This window comes from Bacillus sp. GW821-FHT01G09 (assembly GCF_059422205.1).
The window spans coordinates 623805-642499 of sequence record NZ_JBWKWL010000002.1 but is presented as its reverse complement, the minus strand read 5'-3'; the positions used below and the strand labels follow the sequence as shown (position 1 = coordinate 642499).

The 18695-nt window shown below is 43.4% G+C and carries 18 protein-coding genes; 3 read left to right on the top strand and 15 right to left on the bottom strand.

The genetic code is table 11. The annotated features are described in order from the left end of the window. Positions 1-41: 41 nt before the first annotated feature. From spoVE to AC07VD_RS08740, 11 genes are all read right to left on the bottom strand, one after another. Complete coding sequence (gene spoVE / locus AC07VD_RS08790) at positions 42-1142, bottom strand: stage V sporulation protein E (RefSeq protein WP_494721697.1); 1101 nt, start codon at positions 1140-1142, stop codon at positions 42-44. 60 nt (positions 1143-1202) lie between these two features. Further along, positions 1203-2558, bottom strand: coding sequence for a UDP-N-acetylmuramoyl-L-alanine--D-glutamate ligase (murD, locus tag AC07VD_RS08785; RefSeq protein ID WP_326353848.1), 1356 nt, complete (start codon positions 2556-2558; stop codon positions 1203-1205). Beyond that, on the bottom strand, positions 2559-3533 hold the full coding sequence (mraY, locus tag AC07VD_RS08780) for a phospho-N-acetylmuramoyl-pentapeptide-transferase (protein ID WP_003232192.1): 975 nt from the start codon (positions 3531-3533) through the stop codon (positions 2559-2561). It abuts the gene before it with no gap. Between the two features lie 111 nt (positions 3534-3644). Next, positions 3645-5129 (bottom strand): UDP-N-acetylmuramoyl-L-alanyl-D-glutamate--2,6-diaminopimelate ligase, encoded by a 1485-nt coding sequence (locus AC07VD_RS08775; protein ID WP_015252140.1) that lies wholly within the window; start codon positions 5127-5129, stop codon positions 3645-3647. A 175-nt stretch (positions 5130-5304) separates the two neighbouring features. After that, positions 5305-7245 (bottom strand): stage V sporulation protein D, encoded by a 1941-nt coding sequence (locus AC07VD_RS08770; RefSeq protein WP_086343816.1) that lies wholly within the window; start codon positions 7243-7245, stop codon positions 5305-5307. Between the two features lie 116 nt (positions 7246-7361). Further along, entirely contained in the window at positions 7362-9503 is a 2142-nt protein-coding gene (gene pbpB / locus AC07VD_RS08765) for a penicillin-binding protein 2B (RefSeq protein ID WP_494721696.1), read from the bottom strand. A gap of 5 nt (positions 9504-9508) precedes the next feature. After that, a complete protein-coding gene (gene ftsL, locus AC07VD_RS08760; protein WP_003232200.1) occupies positions 9509-9862 on the bottom strand; it encodes a cell division protein FtsL in 354 nt (117 codons plus the stop codon). 39 nt (positions 9863-9901) lie between these two features. Further along, positions 9902-10837 carry a 16S rRNA (cytosine(1402)-N(4))-methyltransferase RsmH gene (rsmH, locus tag AC07VD_RS08755; RefSeq protein ID WP_326248408.1) on the bottom strand — a complete coding sequence of 312 codons (936 nt, stop codon included), beginning with the start codon at positions 10835-10837 and terminating at the stop codon, positions 9902-9904. Positions 10838-10906: 69 nt separating this feature from the next. Then, complete coding sequence (gene mraZ, locus AC07VD_RS08750; RefSeq protein ID WP_003221402.1) at positions 10907-11338, bottom strand: division/cell wall cluster transcriptional repressor MraZ; 432 nt, start codon at positions 11336-11338, stop codon at positions 10907-10909. A gap of 125 nt (positions 11339-11463) precedes the next feature. Next, on the bottom strand, positions 11464-13083 hold the full coding sequence (gene bshC / locus AC07VD_RS08745; RefSeq protein WP_017694820.1) for a bacillithiol biosynthesis cysteine-adding enzyme BshC: 1620 nt from the start codon (positions 13081-13083) through the stop codon (positions 11464-11466). 70 nt (positions 13084-13153) lie between these two features. Beyond that, positions 13154-14050, bottom strand: coding sequence for a 2-dehydropantoate 2-reductase (locus AC07VD_RS08740; protein ID WP_129137635.1), 897 nt, complete (start codon positions 14048-14050; stop codon positions 13154-13156). Positions 14051-14209: 159 nt separating this feature from the next. Between AC07VD_RS08740 and AC07VD_RS08735 the strand changes: the two genes are divergently transcribed. Continuing rightward, positions 14210-14692 (top strand): N-acetyltransferase, encoded by a 483-nt coding sequence (locus AC07VD_RS08735; protein WP_014476736.1) that lies wholly within the window; start codon positions 14210-14212, stop codon positions 14690-14692. 56 nt (positions 14693-14748) lie between these two features. On the opposite strand, the gene gerR is transcribed toward AC07VD_RS08735, so the two are convergent. From gerR to AC07VD_RS08720, 3 genes are all read right to left on the bottom strand, one after another. Next, positions 14749-15330: a sporulation-specific transcriptional regulator GerR gene (gene gerR / locus AC07VD_RS08730; RefSeq protein ID WP_015383592.1), complete on the bottom strand. Its 582-nt coding sequence runs from the start codon at positions 15328-15330 to the stop codon at positions 14749-14751. A 145-nt stretch (positions 15331-15475) separates the two neighbouring features. Then, entirely contained in the window at positions 15476-15655 is a 180-nt protein-coding gene (rpmF, locus tag AC07VD_RS08725; RefSeq protein ID WP_003154457.1) for a 50S ribosomal protein L32, read from the bottom strand. Positions 15656-15676: 21 nt separating this feature from the next. Further along, positions 15677-16195: a YceD family protein gene (locus AC07VD_RS08720; RefSeq protein WP_014479718.1), complete on the bottom strand. Its 519-nt coding sequence runs from the start codon at positions 16193-16195 to the stop codon at positions 15677-15679. Between the two features lie 27 nt (positions 16196-16222). On the opposite strand from AC07VD_RS08720, the gene AC07VD_RS08715 reads away from it, so the two are divergent. Both AC07VD_RS08715 and AC07VD_RS08710 read left to right on the top strand, forming a co-directional pair. After that, on the top strand, positions 16223-16408 hold the full coding sequence (locus AC07VD_RS08715; protein WP_003232215.1) for a hypothetical protein: 186 nt from the start codon (positions 16223-16225) through the stop codon (positions 16406-16408). Beyond that, positions 16405-17652, top strand: coding sequence for a nucleotidyltransferase (locus AC07VD_RS08710; protein WP_350416071.1), 1248 nt, complete (start codon positions 16405-16407; stop codon positions 17650-17652). The genes AC07VD_RS08715 and AC07VD_RS08710 overlap by 4 nt, the downstream gene beginning before the upstream one ends. 16 nt (positions 17653-17668) lie before the next feature. On the opposite strand, the gene ddcP is transcribed toward AC07VD_RS08710, so the two are convergent. Next, the gene (gene ddcP, locus AC07VD_RS08705; protein ID WP_014476730.1) at positions 17669-18694 is read right to left on the bottom strand and encodes a protease DdcP; all 1026 of its coding nucleotides are present in this window, start codon (positions 18692-18694) and stop codon (positions 17669-17671) included. Position 18695 lies beyond the last annotated feature (1 nt).

Genomic DNA, 18695 nt, shown 5'->3' with positions numbered 1-18695 from the left:
TCCAAGCTTCATGTTAGACAGGAAGCTTGGACATACATTCGTTAATACCTCGAGTAGCGGCTTACATTCAGCAGCACACCAACTGCCATCAGCATTAGAGTCAATGAAGAGCCTCCGTAGCTCAGAAACGGGAGCGTGATGCCTGTTACAGGAATCAGGCCCGTGACTACGCCGATATTTATCATGACTTGAATGGCAATCATTGAAATAATGCCGACTGCGACAAAGCTTCCGTACAGATCAGGGGCACCAAGCGCAATTCTGATTCCTCTCCACAGCAGGACGCTGAAGAGGAGCAAAATAAGTGTTCCCCCGATAAAGCCCAGCTCCTCTGACAAGATGGCGAAAATAAAGTCTGTTTGCGGCTCAGGCAGATAAAAGAATTTCTGTCTGCTTTGTCCGAGCCCCATTCCGAACAACCCGCCGGGTCCCACTGCATAAAGCGATTGAATGATCTGAAATCCGCTTCCGAGCGGATCTTCCCATGGATTTAAGTAAGAGGTAATCCGCTTAATCCGATATGGAGCCGATAGTACGAGCCCAACAAATCCGCTGAGGCCGATCAGCCCGAGAAAGACGAAATGGGCGATCCGTGCGCCGGCTACAAAAATCATGACAATACAAGTTCCGACCATAACTGTCCCCGTTCCGAGGTCAGGCTGGCACATGATAATCAAAAATGCTGAAAACACGATGCCAAGTGCAGGGGCGAACCCCCGTCTGAACGATGTGATGTTTTTTTGTTTTTCAGAGAGAAATTTAGCAAGGAATGCAATCATCGCAAGCTTCATAAACTCTGAAGGCTGTATGCTGAATGCTCCGACTCCGATCCAGCTTCTTGAACCGTTCCGCACCATTCCGACGCCCGGTATCAAAACAAGCACCAGAAGGAAAAAGCAGATAACCATCAGCAATTTGGACCATGTCCTCCAAGTCCAATAATCAACATTCATGATAAAAAACATAGCAATGACGCCGATTCCCGCAAACAAAAGCTGCCGTTTCGCGAAAAAGAATGAGTCGTCAAATTTATAATCCGCCCATACCGCACTCGCACTGTACACCATAATTAATCCGATTGTTAATAATAATAACGTAATGATGACCAATAACAAATCAGGCGATGTTTTTTTAGTAGTCAAAGCAATCGACACCCCAAGCTTAAAGTCATTAGGGCTGCCGATTTACTTCAAGACAAGCCCTTACTTAAGCATATGCACGGCATCTATAAACATGTCACCGCGTTCTTCAAATGTTTTGAATTGATCCCAGCTCGCACACGCGGGTGACAGCAGGATGACATCTCCTTCATTTGAGAGCGCAAACGCCGCAGATACTGCTTGTTCAACATTATCGACACGTTTGACATGTTGTATTCCCAGTTCATTGCCGAGTTTCTCGAGTTTTGGCGCCGTCTGGCCAAATGTAAGCACTGCTTTGACATGCTTCATATAAGGTTTCAAGTCATCAAAACCATTTCCGCGATCCAGTCCGCCCGCAAGCAGAATGACCGGCTTATCAAAAGCTGAAAGCGCCTTGCTTGTCGCCAGAATGTTTGTTGCTTTACTGTCGTTATAAAATTTGCGGCCATTCACAGTTGTGACATATTGGAGGCGGTGCTTCACACCAGTAAAGCTTGTCAGCACCTTTTTAACCGCCTCATTGGATGCTCCTGCCGTTTTCACAACTGCAATAGCTGCTAAAATGTTCTCCAGGTTATGAGCACCGGGCAGTACAACCTCTTCCAGAGGAAGAATGGCTTCGCCGTTAAACATAATCATACTGTCTTTTACATATGCGCCCTGTTCAAGCGTTTTGCTGACTGAAAATGGGACGATTTCGGCTTTTCCGGCTTCAGCAAGACGCACGACGGTTTCATCATCCTGGTTGACAATGGCTTTATCTGAAGCAGTCTGATGAAGGTACACTTTCTGTTTCGCTTTTTCATAGTTTTCGCGCGTATGGTGATAATCCAGATGGGCGTCAAATACATTTAAAATCAAGCTGATTTCCGGTCTGAAAGCGTGTGTTCCCATCAGCTGAAACGAAGACAGTTCGGTAACGATCCATTCATCTCCATCAGCATGATAGGCAACCTCACTTGCGACTGTGCCGATGTTTCCGGCAATCAGTGCTTTTTGCGAGTCAGCTTTGAGCATTTCGTAAATTAGCGTTGTCGTGGTCGTTTTACCGTTCGATCCGGTAATCCCGATAAACTTGGCGCTGGTCAGGTAGTAAGCGAGCTCAATTTCCGTCCATACCGGAATGCCTCGTTTCTCCGCTTCCTGAACCATAATATTTTCATAAGGAATTCCCGGGTTTTTGATCAGAATCGTGATTTGATGCTGATCGAACAGAGAAACTGGATGCTCTCCGCAAACAACTTCGATTCCATTTTCAGAAAGCTTTTGTGCCGGTTCATTTTCTTCAAAAGGCTTTTGATCATTGACTGCAACATAAATGCCTTTTTCATGAAGAATGGAGGCCGCCGCATATCCGCTTTTCGCAAGCCCAAGGATTAAAAAATGCTGTTTCTGTAAAAATTGATCATTTTCCACTTATAACCACACCTCGATGTAAATTCCTAAAACGGCAAGCAAAAGTCCCGCAGCCCAAAACGTCACGACTACTCTCCATTCAGACCAGCCGACAAGCTCATAATGGTGATGAAGCGGACTCATTTTAAAGATTCGTTTACCTGTCGTTTTAAAGCTGATGACCTGCAAAATAACGGATAATGTCTCGATAACGAATACACCGCCGATGATAACCAGCAGGATCTCTAATTTCGTTAAAATGGCAATGGTAACGATGGCTCCTCCCAATGCAAGCGATCCCGTATCTCCCATAAAAACTTTGGCCGGATGAGCATTAAATACAAGGAAGCCCAGAACTGCACCGACAACGGCAACTGAGAAAATCGCTACGTCATATTGAGACTGATTCCATGCCAGAATGGCAAAGGCGCCAAAGGCAATCGCCGCAGTACCGGATAATAACCCGTCAAGGCCGTCAGTCAGGTTAACTGCGTTTGATCCGCCGACTAGCATAAAGAGCACAAGGATAAAGTAAGCCCAGCCAAGATCAAATGATAAGTCAGTTCCAGGAATGCGAATATCCGTCGCAAAATTGTAGTAATGATACACAGCGTAAAATACAACTGCAATAATAATTTGTCCGATCAGCTTTTGCTTTGATGTCAACCCAAGATTGCGCTTCATGACAACCTTGATGTAATCATCTAAAAAGCCAAGCAAACCGTAGCCTAGCGTAACAAACAGAAGCAGCACCATTTCGGGGCTTATTTCTGAAAACTTCTGTGTCATCACAATTGTTGTCACTATGATAGAAAGTATGATCATGACCCCGCCCATTGTCGGTGTCCCTGATTTTTTCTGATGTGATTTCGGTCCTTCTTCTCTAATACTCTGGCCGAATTTTAATCTTCTTAAAAACGGAATAAGAATCGGAGAGAGCAGAACACTAATTAAAAACCCCATTAAAATTGTAAACAGAATGACTTGCTCAAGCATTGTCCTTTTCTCCTCCTGTTTCTTTCAAACGACATACGTAGTTATCATATTCATGATTTTTTTCCATATGAAAAATCTTTTCAAGCTCCATTATTCAGTAACATCTCTTTCCTATGAATTCGTCTTATTCTTATTGAGTTCAACAATGGCTCTCGCCGCTACTTCAGCATCATCAAAATCGAAAGTTTCATTTCCGATCTGCTGATAGGTTTCATGTCCTTTTCCGGCAATGAGGACAACGTCGCCTTTTTTGGCATTGGCAATTGCGAAAAAGATCGCCTGCTCGCGGTTTGCAATACTGTGATAGTATGCGTTCTCTACTCCGGCTTCCATATCTCTTAAAATCGCGCGAGGATCTTCGCTTCTCGGGTTATCTGACGTGAAAATCGGCTCGTCAGCCAGCTCCACAGCAATTTGAGCCATTTTCGGGCGCTTCGTCTTATCTCTGTCTCCTCCGCAGCCGACAACGACAAATAGCTTTCCTTCCGTCATATCTCTGCATGTCTCCAGCACATTTTCAAGGCTGTCCGGTGTGTGCGCGTAGTCTACAATGACAGGAAACTCCTGCTGCTGATTGACCAATTCAAAACGTCCTCTTACACCATGCAATTCTTCAACAGCCTCAGTGATGATTTCAAACGGTATGCCTGCTGCAATACATGTTGCAACAGCGGCCAGCACGTTATACACATTAAATTGTCCGACGAGAGACATCGTGATGTGCTTCGTGCCTTTGTTTGTCACGAGATCAAAGCTTGTGCCCTGTGCAGTGATACTGATGTTCTTCGCCATCACATCAGCATCGTTTTTAATTCCGTATGTAGAGATATGCGCAGCTGTTACCTTTTCAAAATAAGCGCTCGCCTCATCGTCAGCATTCAGTACGGCACGCTTTGGATGTTCATGGTTGAAAGCCCCGCCAAGTTGGGAAAAGAGCAAGCTTTTTGCATGCCGGTACTCATCCATCGTTTTATGATAGTCCAGATGGTCCTGTGTTAAATTCGTAAACACGGCAATATCATAATCACAGCCATGGACGCGTCCTAAAGACAAAGCGTGGGAAGAAACCTCCATGATAGCAGTGTCAACGTGCTTGTCATTCATTTTCTTAAACGTTTTCTGCAGCGTGACGCTTTCCGGAGTCGTGTTTTTAACAGGAAGTGTTTCGTCTCCGATTTTCATGTACATTGTACCGATCAAGCCTGTGCGTTTTCCCGCTTTTTTCAGAATCTCATCGACCATGTGGGTCGTTGATGTTTTGCCGTTTGTCCCTGTTATCCCAATCAGCTGAAGCTTCTTCGTCGGCTGTCCGTAAAACGCATCAGACAAAACGCTGAGCGCGCGAAGTGACTGCCGGACAATAATAACAGGAACATTCACATCGACCTCTCTTTCTGCCACAATAGCCGCTGCACCGTTTTCTACTGCTTTTTGCGCAAAATCGTGGCCATCCACCGTATACCCTTTTACACATACAAAAAGACTCCCTTTCTTTACTTCCCTGGAGTCCATCTCAATTGAAGTTATTTCAGGGTCTTGTGAGTCGTTTACAGAAGGTTCGGTTGTTAAGTATGTAAGCAGCTTTGTAAGTTTCATCGTATCAAACCTCTCAACATTCTAATTCGTTCTTTTTATCATTGAAGTCACATCAAATGATGTGGTAATGATTTTAAGCATACAGTTCATATTTTAGCGTAAATAAAAGGATACATCCAGCTAATCTTGAAAGATATCAGCATTTTTTCTGCAATAAAAGAATAGGCAGTCCGAATCAATCGGCTGCCTCCTTTTCATCTTCTTCAGTCAAATACACGCGTATCTTTGAGCCTTCTTTTACTTTCGTTCCGGCAGCTGGCGATTGTTTAACGATTTTGCTCCCTTTCCCGGAAGCATCCACATTGAGATTCACCAATAGTGACTCAAGATCTGAGACAGACATCCCTACAACATTCGGAACTTCTATTGTTTTTGTGTCGTTCCATTGGTATTTTTTCTCGATTTGATTTTTCCGGGGCTTCACACCAAGTTCCGGCAGACTGTCTCTCATAATATTTCCGACAATAGGCGCTGCAACCGTTCCGCCAAACTGAATCGTGCCTTTCGGGTTATCCACCGCAACGTAGACGACTAGACTCGGATCATCGGCGGGCGCGAAACCAATAAATGATACAATATGGTTGTTTTCAAGATATTTTCCATCTTTAACCTTTTGTGCAGTTCCCGTTTTTCCTCCGACACGATATCCTTCTACAAATGCATTGCGGCCAGTGCCTTCTGCGACGACGCTTTCTAGAGCATAGCGGATTTGTTTGGATGTTTCCTCAGAAATGACTTGTTTCTTTGCGATTGGTGATTGTTTTTTGACCGTTTTCTTCGTAACAGGATCGATCCATTCCTTTGCAATATAAGGTGTGTAGAGCGTTCCTCCGTTTACAGCGGCGGATACTGCTGCAACCTGCTGAATCGGCGTGACGGATACTCCCTGTCCGAAAGCCGTAGTTGCTTGCTCCACCGGGCCCACTCTCTCAAGCGGGAATAAGATGCCTGTTCCCTCGCCTTGGAGATCAATCCCCGTTTTTTGTCCAAAACCAAAGTCTTTGATATATTTGAAAAGCTTTTTCTTTCCTAAGCGCTCGCCTAATTCAACAAACCCCGGGTTGCAGGAGTTCTGCACAACTTCCAGATACGTCTGCAGCCCGTGCCCGCCTCTTTTCCAGCACCGCAGTCTCGCTCCGTCCACTTCCGCATGCCCTTTATCATAAAATTGATCCCGTTTCAAATTTACTTTTTGCTCTTCAAGGGCTGCTGCAAGTGTAATAATTTTAAAGGTAGATCCCGGTTCATACGTGCTCCATACTGGCAGATTTCGATTGTAGACGGACGGATCAACAGATTGGTAATCAGCAGGATCGAAGTCAGGCCTGCTAGACATCCCCAAAATTTCTCCGTTTTTCGGATTCATGGCTACGGCAATCATGCCGTCCGGATGATATTTGGCCTCAGCGTTATCAAGCTCTCTTTCCATTATCGTCTGGACCTTTGAATCAACCGTCAGCTTCATGTCAAGCCCATCCTTAGGCGGCGTATAGTCATCCGCTTCATCAGGCATCTTCTTCCCCTTGGCATCTGTATAAAACTTAACAGAACCTTTTTCCCCTTTTAAATCATCGTCGTAATAGGCTTCAAGTCCAAGGAGCCCTTGGTTGTCAATTCCTGCAAATCCAAGCACATGAGATAAAAAGCTGCCGAACGGGTAATGACGGATACTGTCCTCCGCAACATACACACCTTTTAAATCAAGCGCTTTGATTTCTTTCGCCTTCTCATTTGAAATTTTTCTCCCTTCAGGAGTGATCTTTTCGATTGACGCTTTTTTTGTCACATGTTTATATACTTTTTCTTCTGACATATTGAGCACCGCCGCAAGCTGCTTGCTCGTTTTCATCGGATTCTGAACTTGGCGCGGCACGACGAATACGGTCGGCGCACTTTTATTTGTTGCGAGCTTCACACCATTCCGATCCAGAATCTCGCCTCTCTCCGGCTCAAACGGCAAGTTCCGGCTCCAGGAATCTTTCGCTAGCGAAGTCAGTTTTTCGCCCATCACAAACTGAACATACCCCAGCCTTGTATCAATGATCAGAAACACGATCACGCCAAAAAGCAAAACAAATAATAAACGTTTTCTAACCGTTACATTCGAGACGCGCAAGAGACCGTTCACTCCTTATTTAGGCTTGTTTCATTTTATGCCTGAAATTGGACAGGTAGAACGATGCTCCCCTGAAGGCATAAAAAAAGAAAGCCTGCATAACGCAGGCTTTCTTTTTAATCAGGATTTTTAAACTTAACCTTGATTACGGTTTTGTCTTTGATTTCTTTGTCTTTCTTAACACTTTGGCTGACCGCGTAGCCTTGCCCGTTTACTTCAATATGAATTCCCGCGAGCTCGCCGTACTGAAGAACCTCTCTTCTCGACCACCCTGTCATATCAGGCATTTTGATTTTGCCGCCCGTTTTCAGGAAGACCTTTTGATTGGTGAGAACTTCCTCATCCGCTTTCGGATACTGTTCTTTTACAGCGACATCACTGCCGATGACAATTGGTGTGAGATTCTCCTCTTTTGCTTTCTTTTGAGCAGCAGCTACCGTTTGATCTGTTAAATCAGGCATTGTCTGCGCTTTTGTTTCTTCCTTATCTGAGTCAGATTTTTCAGTTGGTTCAATGTTCAGGTAGTGCAGGCTGTTTTTCATTGTTGGGTTGAAGATTTCAGATACTGGATCAGAGCCAGTTTCATCATCCTCTAATTGCGGTTGCTGTACCGCAACATAAATCAACAACTCAGGATTATCTTTAGGAGCCATTCCCATAAATGAGAAAATATAGTTATCCCGTCCCTTTAAATAACCATTCGTTCCTGCAATTTGTGCTGTACCTGTTTTCCCAGCCACGTCAAAGCCCTCAATTTTATAAGGGCGTCCGGTTCCAATGTCTGATGAAACGACGTCTCCCAGGATATCACGCACATTTTTAGCTGTACTGGCAGAGATCGGTGTTCCTGCAGATTCCGGTTTATTTTGATAAACGGTTTTCTTCGTATCAGGATCAACAATATGATCAATGACATAAGGCTTCATCATTTTGCCATCATTTGCGACGGCAGTCGCTGCTTCTAGTTGCTGAATCGGGGTGACTGCAGATGCTTGGCCGTATGCAGTTGAAGCTTTATCGTAATCATACTTAAAGTTCATTTTACTTGATGCTTCTCCCGGCAGATCGATTCCTGTCTTTTGATAAAAACCAAATTTATGCAAATACTCATTATAACGATCAAAACCTAATTTTTCATTTGCTAATTTGGCAAAAGCAACGTTAGAGGATCTAAGCACCCCGTCTTTGAAAGATATGGGACCCCAGCCCACACCCCCGTTATGGTCATATACTTTTCCGCCGCCAACTTTATAGGTCCCTGATTTATATTGTTCATTCGCATTAAACACGTTTTCCTGCATCGCAGCAGCAAGTGTAAAGATCTTCATCGTGGATCCGGGCTCATACGCATATGAAATCAAATCATTATAGTAGTTTGTCACATCGCGCTTGTTCGGATCAAAGCTTGGGCGCTGTCCCATGGCAAGGACTTTGCCCGTTTTCGGATCAACGACTGCGGCCATGATTTTTTTCGGATTATACTTTTGCGCCACTTTTGTCATGCTGTCTTCCAAAAAGGTTTGAATTTTCTGGTCAATGGTTAAATATACATTGTCACCATTTTTTGGCGCTGTAATTTTATTTTTGCTGTTCGGGAGCTCCCAGCCGGATTTATCGCTTTCATATGTCACATATCCGTCGCGCTCCTTCAAATACTTATCCAGCACTTTTTCTAATCCCATCGCGCCGGAAATTTCATTTGTTTCTTCATCAACCTCGGCATAGCCGATTAGATTAGATGCAAATACTCCGTTTGGATAGTAGCGTTTTGTATCCCGTAAAAATGAAATGCCCGGGAGTTTCATTTTTTCGATTTTTTGCTTTTGTGAATACGTAATATCCCGGCCAGCTGAGCCAAACTCGACTTGTTTTGCATCTTTATTTAAGATATCAAGGATGTCGGCCTTGTCCAAGTTTATCACTTTAGACAATGCTTCCGCCGTTTTTTCTTTGTTTACAACATGCTGAGGATGCTTGACATCAGTGGTCATTTTTTTATCGAGAATCGCAATCAGTTTATACGTCGCTGTGTCCTCTGCAATGACTTTTCCTTTTCGGTCTAAAATCGAGCCTCGGCTCGCTTCGATGGTCCGTTTCTTTTCATGCTGCTCTGTCGCTTTTGTCGCAAGCACTTCGCCGTTCGCTTTTCCGGTTATTTGAATATATGCCATTCTCCCCAGGATGACAAAGAAAAAGAGAGCGAAACAAATACTTAGAATCGCTGCTCCTCTATTCATAAATTTATTCTTTTTTGGCATTTGAATCATTCCTGTATGTTTTTCACTTTTTTATCTTTTAAATTCAAGCCGTTCTTTTTCGCAATGTCCATAATGCGCTGCGGTTTGCTTAAATCAGCAACGCTTTTTTCGAGGTCACCAATTTGCTTATTTTCGGATGAAATTTGCTCCTCAAGCTTTTGCACCTCAATATTGGTTTGATATGCCGCATACGCCTTCGATACGATCAAAAGCGATACGCTGAGCACCGCCGCAGCAAAGAGGACAAGAAGCACTTTTTCTCCGAGAGTAATGGAAGCCCTTTTCTTGACAATCACTTTTTTCTCAGGACTGATCGCATGCCGCTGCTGTTTCTCTGGTTGGTAAGCTAAATTGCTCATAGGCTGATGACCTCCTTTTAATTTTGCGTTCGCGTTTCGTTATTTTCTTTTTTCAGCAATCCGAAGCTTGGCAGAACGAGCCCGGTTGTTCTCTTCAAGCTCTTCTTGAGATGCCGTAATCGGTTTTCGTGTGATGAGCTTCAGCTCCGGTTCAAACTCTTCCGGTATAACAGGAAGTCCCGGAGGAAGTTCCGGAAGCGACGACTTTTCTTTAAAAGTGGTTTTGCAAATTCTGTCTTCTAGCGAGTGGAAGGTAATGACTGATACCCTGCCCCCTGGCTTCAGAACCTCAATTGCCTGCTCCAAAGCTTCTTCAAACACCCTAAGTTCATCGTTTACGGCAATTCTGATTGCCTGAAACACGCGTTTAGCGGGATGTCCCCCGCTCCTTCTCGCTGGAGCGGGAATCGCGTCTTTTATTAGATCGACCAGTTGGCCCGTAGTTTGAATAGGAGACTTCATTCTTGCCTCCTCAATTTTTCTGGCGATCTGTTTACTGAACTTCTCTTCTCCGTATTTAAAGAAAATACGGACGAGATCCTCATAGCGCCACTCATTAACGACTTCTTTCGCCGAAAGCGTAGCCGACTGGTCCATCCTCATGTCCAACGGTGCGTCATGATGGTAACTGAATCCGCGCTCCGGTGTATCCAGCTGCGGAGAGGACACCCCTAAATCAAATAAAATGCCGTCTACTTCTGTAACGCCTTGTTCATTCAAACATTCTTTTAAATACCTGAAATTGCTTTTAATCAGAATGAGCTGTCCTTTATAATCGGACAACACTTCTTTAGCATGCTGTAATGCCGTATCATCTTGGTCAAAAGCGATTAAACGCCCCTTCTCGGATAACTGCTGCAATAAGTATGTACTGTGCCCAGCTCCGCCGAGTGTGCAGTCTACATATGTACCGTCCGGTTTAATATTAAGTCCGTCTACGGTTTCACGAAGAAGTACTGTCTTGTGTTGAAACATATTGTGTTGGTCCCACCTTTTATCAGGATGAATTGAAATTGTTTTTAGAGTGTTATACACGAAGAATCATTATATATCAAACCCAATCATGTTTTCAGCAATTTCAGCAAATGAATCTTCTTGCTCTTCTGTGTATTGTTCCCAAATTACTTTACTCCACAATTCAATTCGATTAGAAACCCCGATAACAACACATTCTTTTTCCAGTTTGGCGTAATTCAATAGAGATGATGCGATATTTACCCTGCCTTGCTTGTCCAGTTCGCATTCAGTCGCCCCTGAAAAGAAGAAACGGGTAAACGCGCGGGCATCTTTCTTTGTGAGAGGAAGAGCTTTTAGTTTTTCTTCAATTTGTTTCCATTCGTGCATAGGGTAGCCGAAGAGACATTGGTCAAGTCCTCTAGTCAGCACAAATTGCTCACCCAGGCCTTCTCTAAATTTAGCGGGTACGATCATGCGGCCTTTCGCATCGATGGTATGCTGATATTCACCCATAAACATGATCTCTTGCCCCACTTTCTCTCCTTAACTCACCACTATTCACCACTTCGCTCCACAACTTCATTTTACACTGTTTACCCATAAAAAAAAACCCTGAACTATTCAGGGTTCTTTAAAACTTTATTTCAAAGTTTGACAACTTGATGTTGATTTTGAAAAGAAAATGGCAGATTCTTGAATGTCGTGAAGAATTTTGGACCGTACCTGTTCAAATAATACATAATATTCCAAATCCGTTCCTGCGGCGCAAGAAGCGGCTTAATGCTATTTTGAATTCTTTCATAATCCTTCAAAACGTAGCCTTCTTTTTCTTCAATTCGCTTCGTCACCGTGCGCTCTAAGAATTGAAGCTGATCCTGAATAAAAGCGGCATTTTTCAGGAGTAAAGGTTCCATGCTTTGATCAACCTTTAACGCCTCCTGCCGGACCGTTTTGTGAATCGCTTCAATTTGGCTTTTCGCCTGATCCATCACCGCCGTAAACTCTTCCGGAATCTGGCGCTCGAAGTATGTCTCTCTTTGATTCTCCGTTCCGCGCTCAATCGCGTCTTGTAACGAGATATTCCGTTCAGCCAGTTTTTTCTCAATATGCCGCTCAAGTATCGTAATGTTCAGCCTTGGCATGACAGGAGGCATTTTGAAGCCCATCACCGCAAAAGCCTGTTTGAGCTCGCCCCAATAGTTGATTTCTCCAGGCCCTGCAATAAATGCTAAAGTCGGAATGAGAAATTCCTGCATTAACGGTCTCGTTACAACATTGTTGCTGAAACGCTCTGGATGTTCTTCCATATGTGTATGAAGTTCATCCATCGTCCATCCTAGATCAAGCTCTTTGATGACAAATCGGCCGTTATCTTTTTCAATTAAAAAACGCTCATCTTCGTATTCATAAAACAGATTCGCCTGCTCTTTTCCGGACTCGATAATCGGTTTGTAGCCTGCTTGACGCATGAAGGCCTGCTGATCTGATACAGCCCGGGCGAGTTCATCATTTTCTCGAAGAATCTTTTGGAACATGGCCGTTTCCAGCTTTTTAATCCCCGGATCTCCAGAATTTAATAAAACTAAGCCCTCTTCTTGGAACAAATCCGCGATCAGCAGTTCAAAGAAGTCAGTAAACGTAACAGATTCCCTTAAACATCGTTTCACATTGTCGAGAAGTGTATTCGTATGGTCTGTTTCTTCAAAAGCGGCAAAAACATCATCTATCCACGCGGCACACTTTTCCTGATCAAGCGATGTACTCGCTGCTGATGATTTCTTCCAATAAGACTGAGGCAGCTTTTTTTTCACAGGCCCATTCTCTTCAGATGTGTGAACAAAATTAATCTCATCCAAATCGTGGTCTTCTCCAGCCACCCAGAAGATTGGTATGACAGGCACTTGCAGTTCCTTTTCTTGTTGCTTTGCTAAAACAATGATTGAAATGATTTTATGTATGGTGTAAAGCGGTCCTGTTAAAAGTCCTGCCTGCTGTCCGCCGACTACAGCGGCACTTGACGGGTCCTTCAGCTTCTCAATAGCAGACTGCATCGCACTTGAACCGAATTTATTATGGTAAGAGGTTAAGTACGCCGCCAATTCCTCTCTTGCGAAAAACCGGGAAGATAAGTCTTCCAGTCTTTCGCGCCACATGTCCTTATGATGAATACTGTAATCAAAAAAAGAAGACATTTCTTCTTTGCCATCTATATAGTGCTGTACAAACACATTCTGATTTTTGATGGAAAGTTCAGTTAGCTGCATCTTCTAGAACTTCCTTTCTCCAATAAATAGTTAGTGATCCGAAATGAGTATAGCATGTTACCGAAAAAGCTCAAAAGACTTTGTTTGTATTTCGCTCCAATGCTTTGATGCTGCCATATAAAAACTCTAGGTGGACGGCATCAAGACCTTGAAGACTTGCTTCCTTCAATAAGTATCCGATAATGGCGTCAGCTTCCGTCTGCCGGCCTCCAATGACGTCAACCAGCATTGATGAACGATTCTCTTTCGTTTGCCCACAAACGGCCTGAACCCGCTCCCAAGCCTTTTCTTCATTTTCAAGTTTTAAAATGCGGCATGCCTCCTGAAATACCAGCTTCATAAAAGCCAGATAAGCTGGCGTTGTCAGCAGTTCTCCATTTTTCACCTGCAATAACGCAGTTAAAGGATTAATACACGCATTTACAATCAGCTTGCCCGTCAGCAGACGGTACCAATCCGTCTCATAATAAATCGGAAAATCCGAATGGTTATGCTGAAACAAGATGTTCAGCCGGTCTGGTTCAGCATCGTCGAACGCGCTCCATTTTATCGCACCTAGGCCTGTATGATCAACAGCTGTATCCGATTTTCTTACAGCTCCGTGCTCAACAATTCCTACATAAATGGAATGGCCAACGTGCCAGTCTTTTAGGTCGTGGATATGCCCCATGCCATTTTGCAAAAATAATATATTCGTCTTCCCGATCCGTTCAAGCGACGAATAAACAGACTGAAGCTGATGCTGCTTCACTGTCACGACAAGCAGGTCAAAGTCCGAATTGATACTCGTGTCCGCACTGCAATCAGCCCTGAATTCCTCCCCGCCTTTATACAGCCGGATTCCTTCAGACTGAATGGCCGCAGCCTGTTCTTGCCGCCTCGTCACAACAGTCACGTCGTGATAAAGTGACAAATAATAGGCGCATAAAAGACCGACGGAGCCTCCGCCGATAATTCCAATTTTCATGATGTCACACCCAATTTAGCATTTACGTATTATCATAGCAGAAGTAAGAAGAAATTACTTCTCAAAGATCCCATGTGCTTAAAATTAAAGTTTAAATATTTGGATTTTTTAAATAAAGCGTTTACAATATATGTAGAAACAACAAAGGGGGAGATTTGTTTGACAAAGGTAGAACGTCTGCTTATCAACTATAAAACGCTGGAAGAATTCAAGAAATTCAAAGAATACGGCATTCAGGAGCTTTCAATGCTTGAAGAACTTCAGGATAATATTATTGAAAATGACAGCACTTCGCCTTTTTACGGGATTTATTTTGGCGATAAACTTGTAGCACGAATGAGTCTGTATCAAGTTAACGGCAAATCGAATCCCTATTTTGACAACCGCCAGGATTATTTGGAGCTGTGGAAGCTTGAGGTTCTTCCGGGCTACCAGAACAGGGGATACGGGAGAGCCTTGGTTGAATTTGCAAAATCATTCAAAATGCCGATCCGGACAAATCCGAGAATGAAATCAGCGGAATTTTGGAACAAAATGAACTTTAAAACTGTTAAGTATGATATGGCGCGGGACAAAGGGGAAAACCCGCTCATCTGGCATCCTGATATGGATCACGAAATGACACCGGGAGAGTCTGCATAGAAATAAAAACAACCGGCCTATTCTTACTATAGGGCCGGTTCATTTCAGGCGTTTCTTTATGTTTCTTGAGCCGCTTTTTTCATTCTTCCGTCTTCCTTCGAAACAACCATTTTTCTGGCCCGATCCATGATATCGATCAGTGCCTTGTAATCCTCTTCTGTCATCTCTAGCTGATTCCGCAATGTCTGATTTTCACTCCGCAAATCCTCAAGCTCTTTTTGCAGCGATTGGATTTGCTCCTTCAATTTTTCCCTTTCAAGCTGAAATTCTTGTGCAGACGGTGCTTCTTTGAATTGTTCGAGAAATTGAATGACATCCTGAATGGACAAATCTCGTTTTCCTTCTGACGATGCCGAGGCAGTCTGCTTCATGGAATTCGGCATATTGACCGAATGAACGCCGATTTGCTTTCTCAGTTCTTTCCTTTGCTTTTTTGCAAGCTCTATACCTGACTGGTATTGTTTTCTCACATACGAGTTCCACCTGAACCCACAGGCTGCCGCGGTTCTGGTCAGCGCCCTTCCAACCTCCTCAAAGGCTGAAAGCTGTGTTCCTCCCTCTCGAATATGACGAAGCACCACTTCTGCCAGCAGCAAATCCTCATCCTGAGTCCAAGCATCTTGTCTTGTAATGGTCAAATTCAATCTCCCTCCATGTCAGCTTATTTATCTCATACATATGCCGGTAATAGATTAGATAGACTATTTGCACTCACAAATTTTCCGCAAGCTGACAGGAAGAGAAAAAGAAAAAGCGCAGGGCTTTCACCCTGCGCTTTTCTCATTAGTTACTTTTTACATTTATGTCTTTGCCGTTGTATGATCCGCATGCTTTGCATACACGGTGAGACAACTTCATCTCTCCGCATGACGGACATTCTGTCATACCAGGTACATTAAGTTTGAAATGTGTACGGCGCAATCTTTTCTTCATTTTAGAAGTTCTTCTAAAAGGTACAGCCATTATTCCCACCTCCTTAAAGAGTTAAGATTCATCATCTTGTTTTAAGAGCTTTTCAAGGGCTGCAAGTCTCGGATCAACTTGATTCTTCTTGTCTTCTTCCGAAATAACTTGCCAATCCTTTCCTTCTTGAGGAGCAGCTCCTTTTTCTTGTTCAGATTCACAAAAGATTTGCATAGGGATTTCTAAAAGAATTTCTTCTTTCACGATCGGAGTTAAGTCGATAGTATCGTCCTCAACAATGTGAACGTCATCATCTTCTATATCATCCGTGTGATGAAATATAAACAGTTCTTTTGTTGAAATTTCAAATGGATACGGGACATCAACGAGTGTTCTTGAGCATGGCAAAATCATTTCGCCTGAAATTGTAAAATCAAACGAAACCTGTTTGGATTTGATATCCGCTCTGCCCTTCACCCGGACGGGAGAAATGCGGCGAATGTCAGAATTCAGCTTTGTCAGCTCATTTAACTCAACTGTTTCATCAAACTCAAAACTTTGTTTTGGCATTTGATGCAACTGATAAATCGTCCATTTCATTTGTATCACCTCAGGAAAGCAACAAACATGATTATAGCTTTTAAGATTGTTTTTGTCAATATTTTTTCTTTACAGCATAATGCTGCCATTGAAGTATCGTTGACAGCGGAATATGCTATGCATACACTTAAAACAAAAATAAGGCGTAAGAGTTTTCATTTGCAAATGTACCATACGTTTTTAAACATAGCAAGAAAGGCGGAAAAAATATGAAAGCTGTCGGATTGGTGGTTGAATATAATCCCTTTCATAACGGTCACCTTTATCATGCCCAAACAGCAAAGCGGCAAACCGGATGTGACACGGCTGTGGCGGTCATGAGCGGGCATTTTTTACAGCGCGGGGAGCCCGCTGTTGTATCAAAATGGGCCCGAACAAAAATGGCGCTGCAAAGCGGAGTTGATCTTGTCATTGAGCTGCCTTATCTTTATGCCGTGCAAAAAGCAGACATTTTTGCACGCGGCAGTGTTTCAATCCTGAACGAACTTGAATGTGAGGCGCTGTTTTTCGGGAGTGAAAATGGGGATATCAAGCCTTTTTTAGAAACAGCACAGCTTATTGATGAGCATAAACATATATTGAATGACCGAATTAAAGAAGAACTTAAAAAGGGGGCCAGTTACCCAGCAGCGGCGGCTAGCGCCTTCAGCTCCATTTTGCATACTGAAAGTGCACTTGACTTGTCAAAACCAAATAACATTTTGGGATGCCAGTATGTGACCTCGATTCTAACCGGGGGATATCCTATGAAACCTTATACTACGGCACGAATCTCTTCGGACTATCATGATGCCGATCTCCCTGAAGGCGAAAACCATATCGCAAGCGCCACAAGCATTAGAAAAGCGATGACTGGCCAGAATCTCGAAGCTTGCCTTCGTTTTCTCCCTGCTGCATCTGCACGTGAATTAGCAGCTTACCGCAAATCTTTCGGATTGTGGCATACACCTGAGAGCTACTTTTCTTACTTAAAATACAGCCTTTCAACTGTAACAGCACAGGAATTACAACAAGTATACGAGGTGGAGGAAGGTTTAGAGCACAGAATTCTTCGTTCGATCAGAAAATCCAGCTCCTATCAGGAATTTATGGAGCTGCTGAAAACAAAACGCTATACGTGGACAAGGCTCCAGCGGATGAATACACACATTTTAACCAGAACAAAAAAACTGGATATGCAAAAGCTGCTTGACAACGATAAGGTGCCGTATATCAGGCTTCTCGGCATGACGAAAAAAGGACAGGCTTATTTATCCGAAAAGAAAAAAGCACTGTCTGTTCCGCTTGTCAGCAAACTGTCCTCTTTCTCCCATCCAGCTCTCGATCTAGACGTAAAAGCAAGCAGGATTTACAGCCTGCCGATAGAAGAGCCGCTGAGAACTGAGTTTGACCTGAAGGAATACGGACATGCACCGATTCGATATGACGAAGATGAACAACACTTTTTAAATGTATAGAAAAAGCACCTGAGAATCAGGTGCTTTTCGCTTTCAGCTTATTCAAATAATCAATCGCATCCTGCATGGTATCTACAGGCACAATCTTCATATCTGAATCAATATCTTTTGCTGTTTTTACTGCGTTCTTATAATCAGAATTGCTGGCGCCGTTTTGATTTGGCGCGAAGAAAATGTCTTTTCCGGCTTTGTCTGCGGCGACGACTTTTTGATCAATGCCGCCGATCGGGCCTACTTTTCCATCAACATCAATGGTACCTGTTCCCGCAATATCGTAGCCTTTTGTTTCGTCTGGTTTTGTCAGCTGATTATAAATTTCAAGGGACATCATTAACCCTGCTGACGGGCCGCCAATATTTTCGATTTCAAAATCAATATCAGGCTCTACCTTCACGTTTCTGTCTGTATAAAGCGAAACTCCGATTCCTGCCCGATCCGGCTCATCAGGAAATTGTTTTAACGTAAGGGTGACACGCTTTTCTTTTTCTTCTCTTTCGATCTTTAACGTGACTTTATCTCCCGCTTTTTTGCTGCTGATATAATCAATCAGCTTTTCAGCAGACTGATAGTTTTTGCCGTCTGCGCTGATGATTTTATCACCGACTTCTATTTTCCCTTTTGCCGGCATGTTTTCTACAACTGAGCTTGCGTATATGCCGTTAAAGGAATAGCTGACTTTTTTTCCTGCCTTTTGATAGGCGGCTATAACCGCATTTTCTTGCGAGCTTTTCATCATTTGGAGCTGTCTTTTCATATACTCCTTATCTGACTCGCCTTCCTCCTTAATGCTCTCATCAGGAACAATTTCATAATAAGGGTGCATCTTTGCCCACACATATGTAAACGGATTAGCCGGTCCCACTTTAACAGTCATTAAGGACAGGCTTCCTTTTTCCGGGTAGCCTCCCTCCACTTTTATCAATGAAGCAAGCTCTGTCGCTTCTCCCGGTTTTGTAATATAGTATGGAAGTTTTATAAATGATAAAACGGCGATCAGTATGAGGATGACGAGCATCCAGCTAAAATGTTTTTTACGTAGCAAA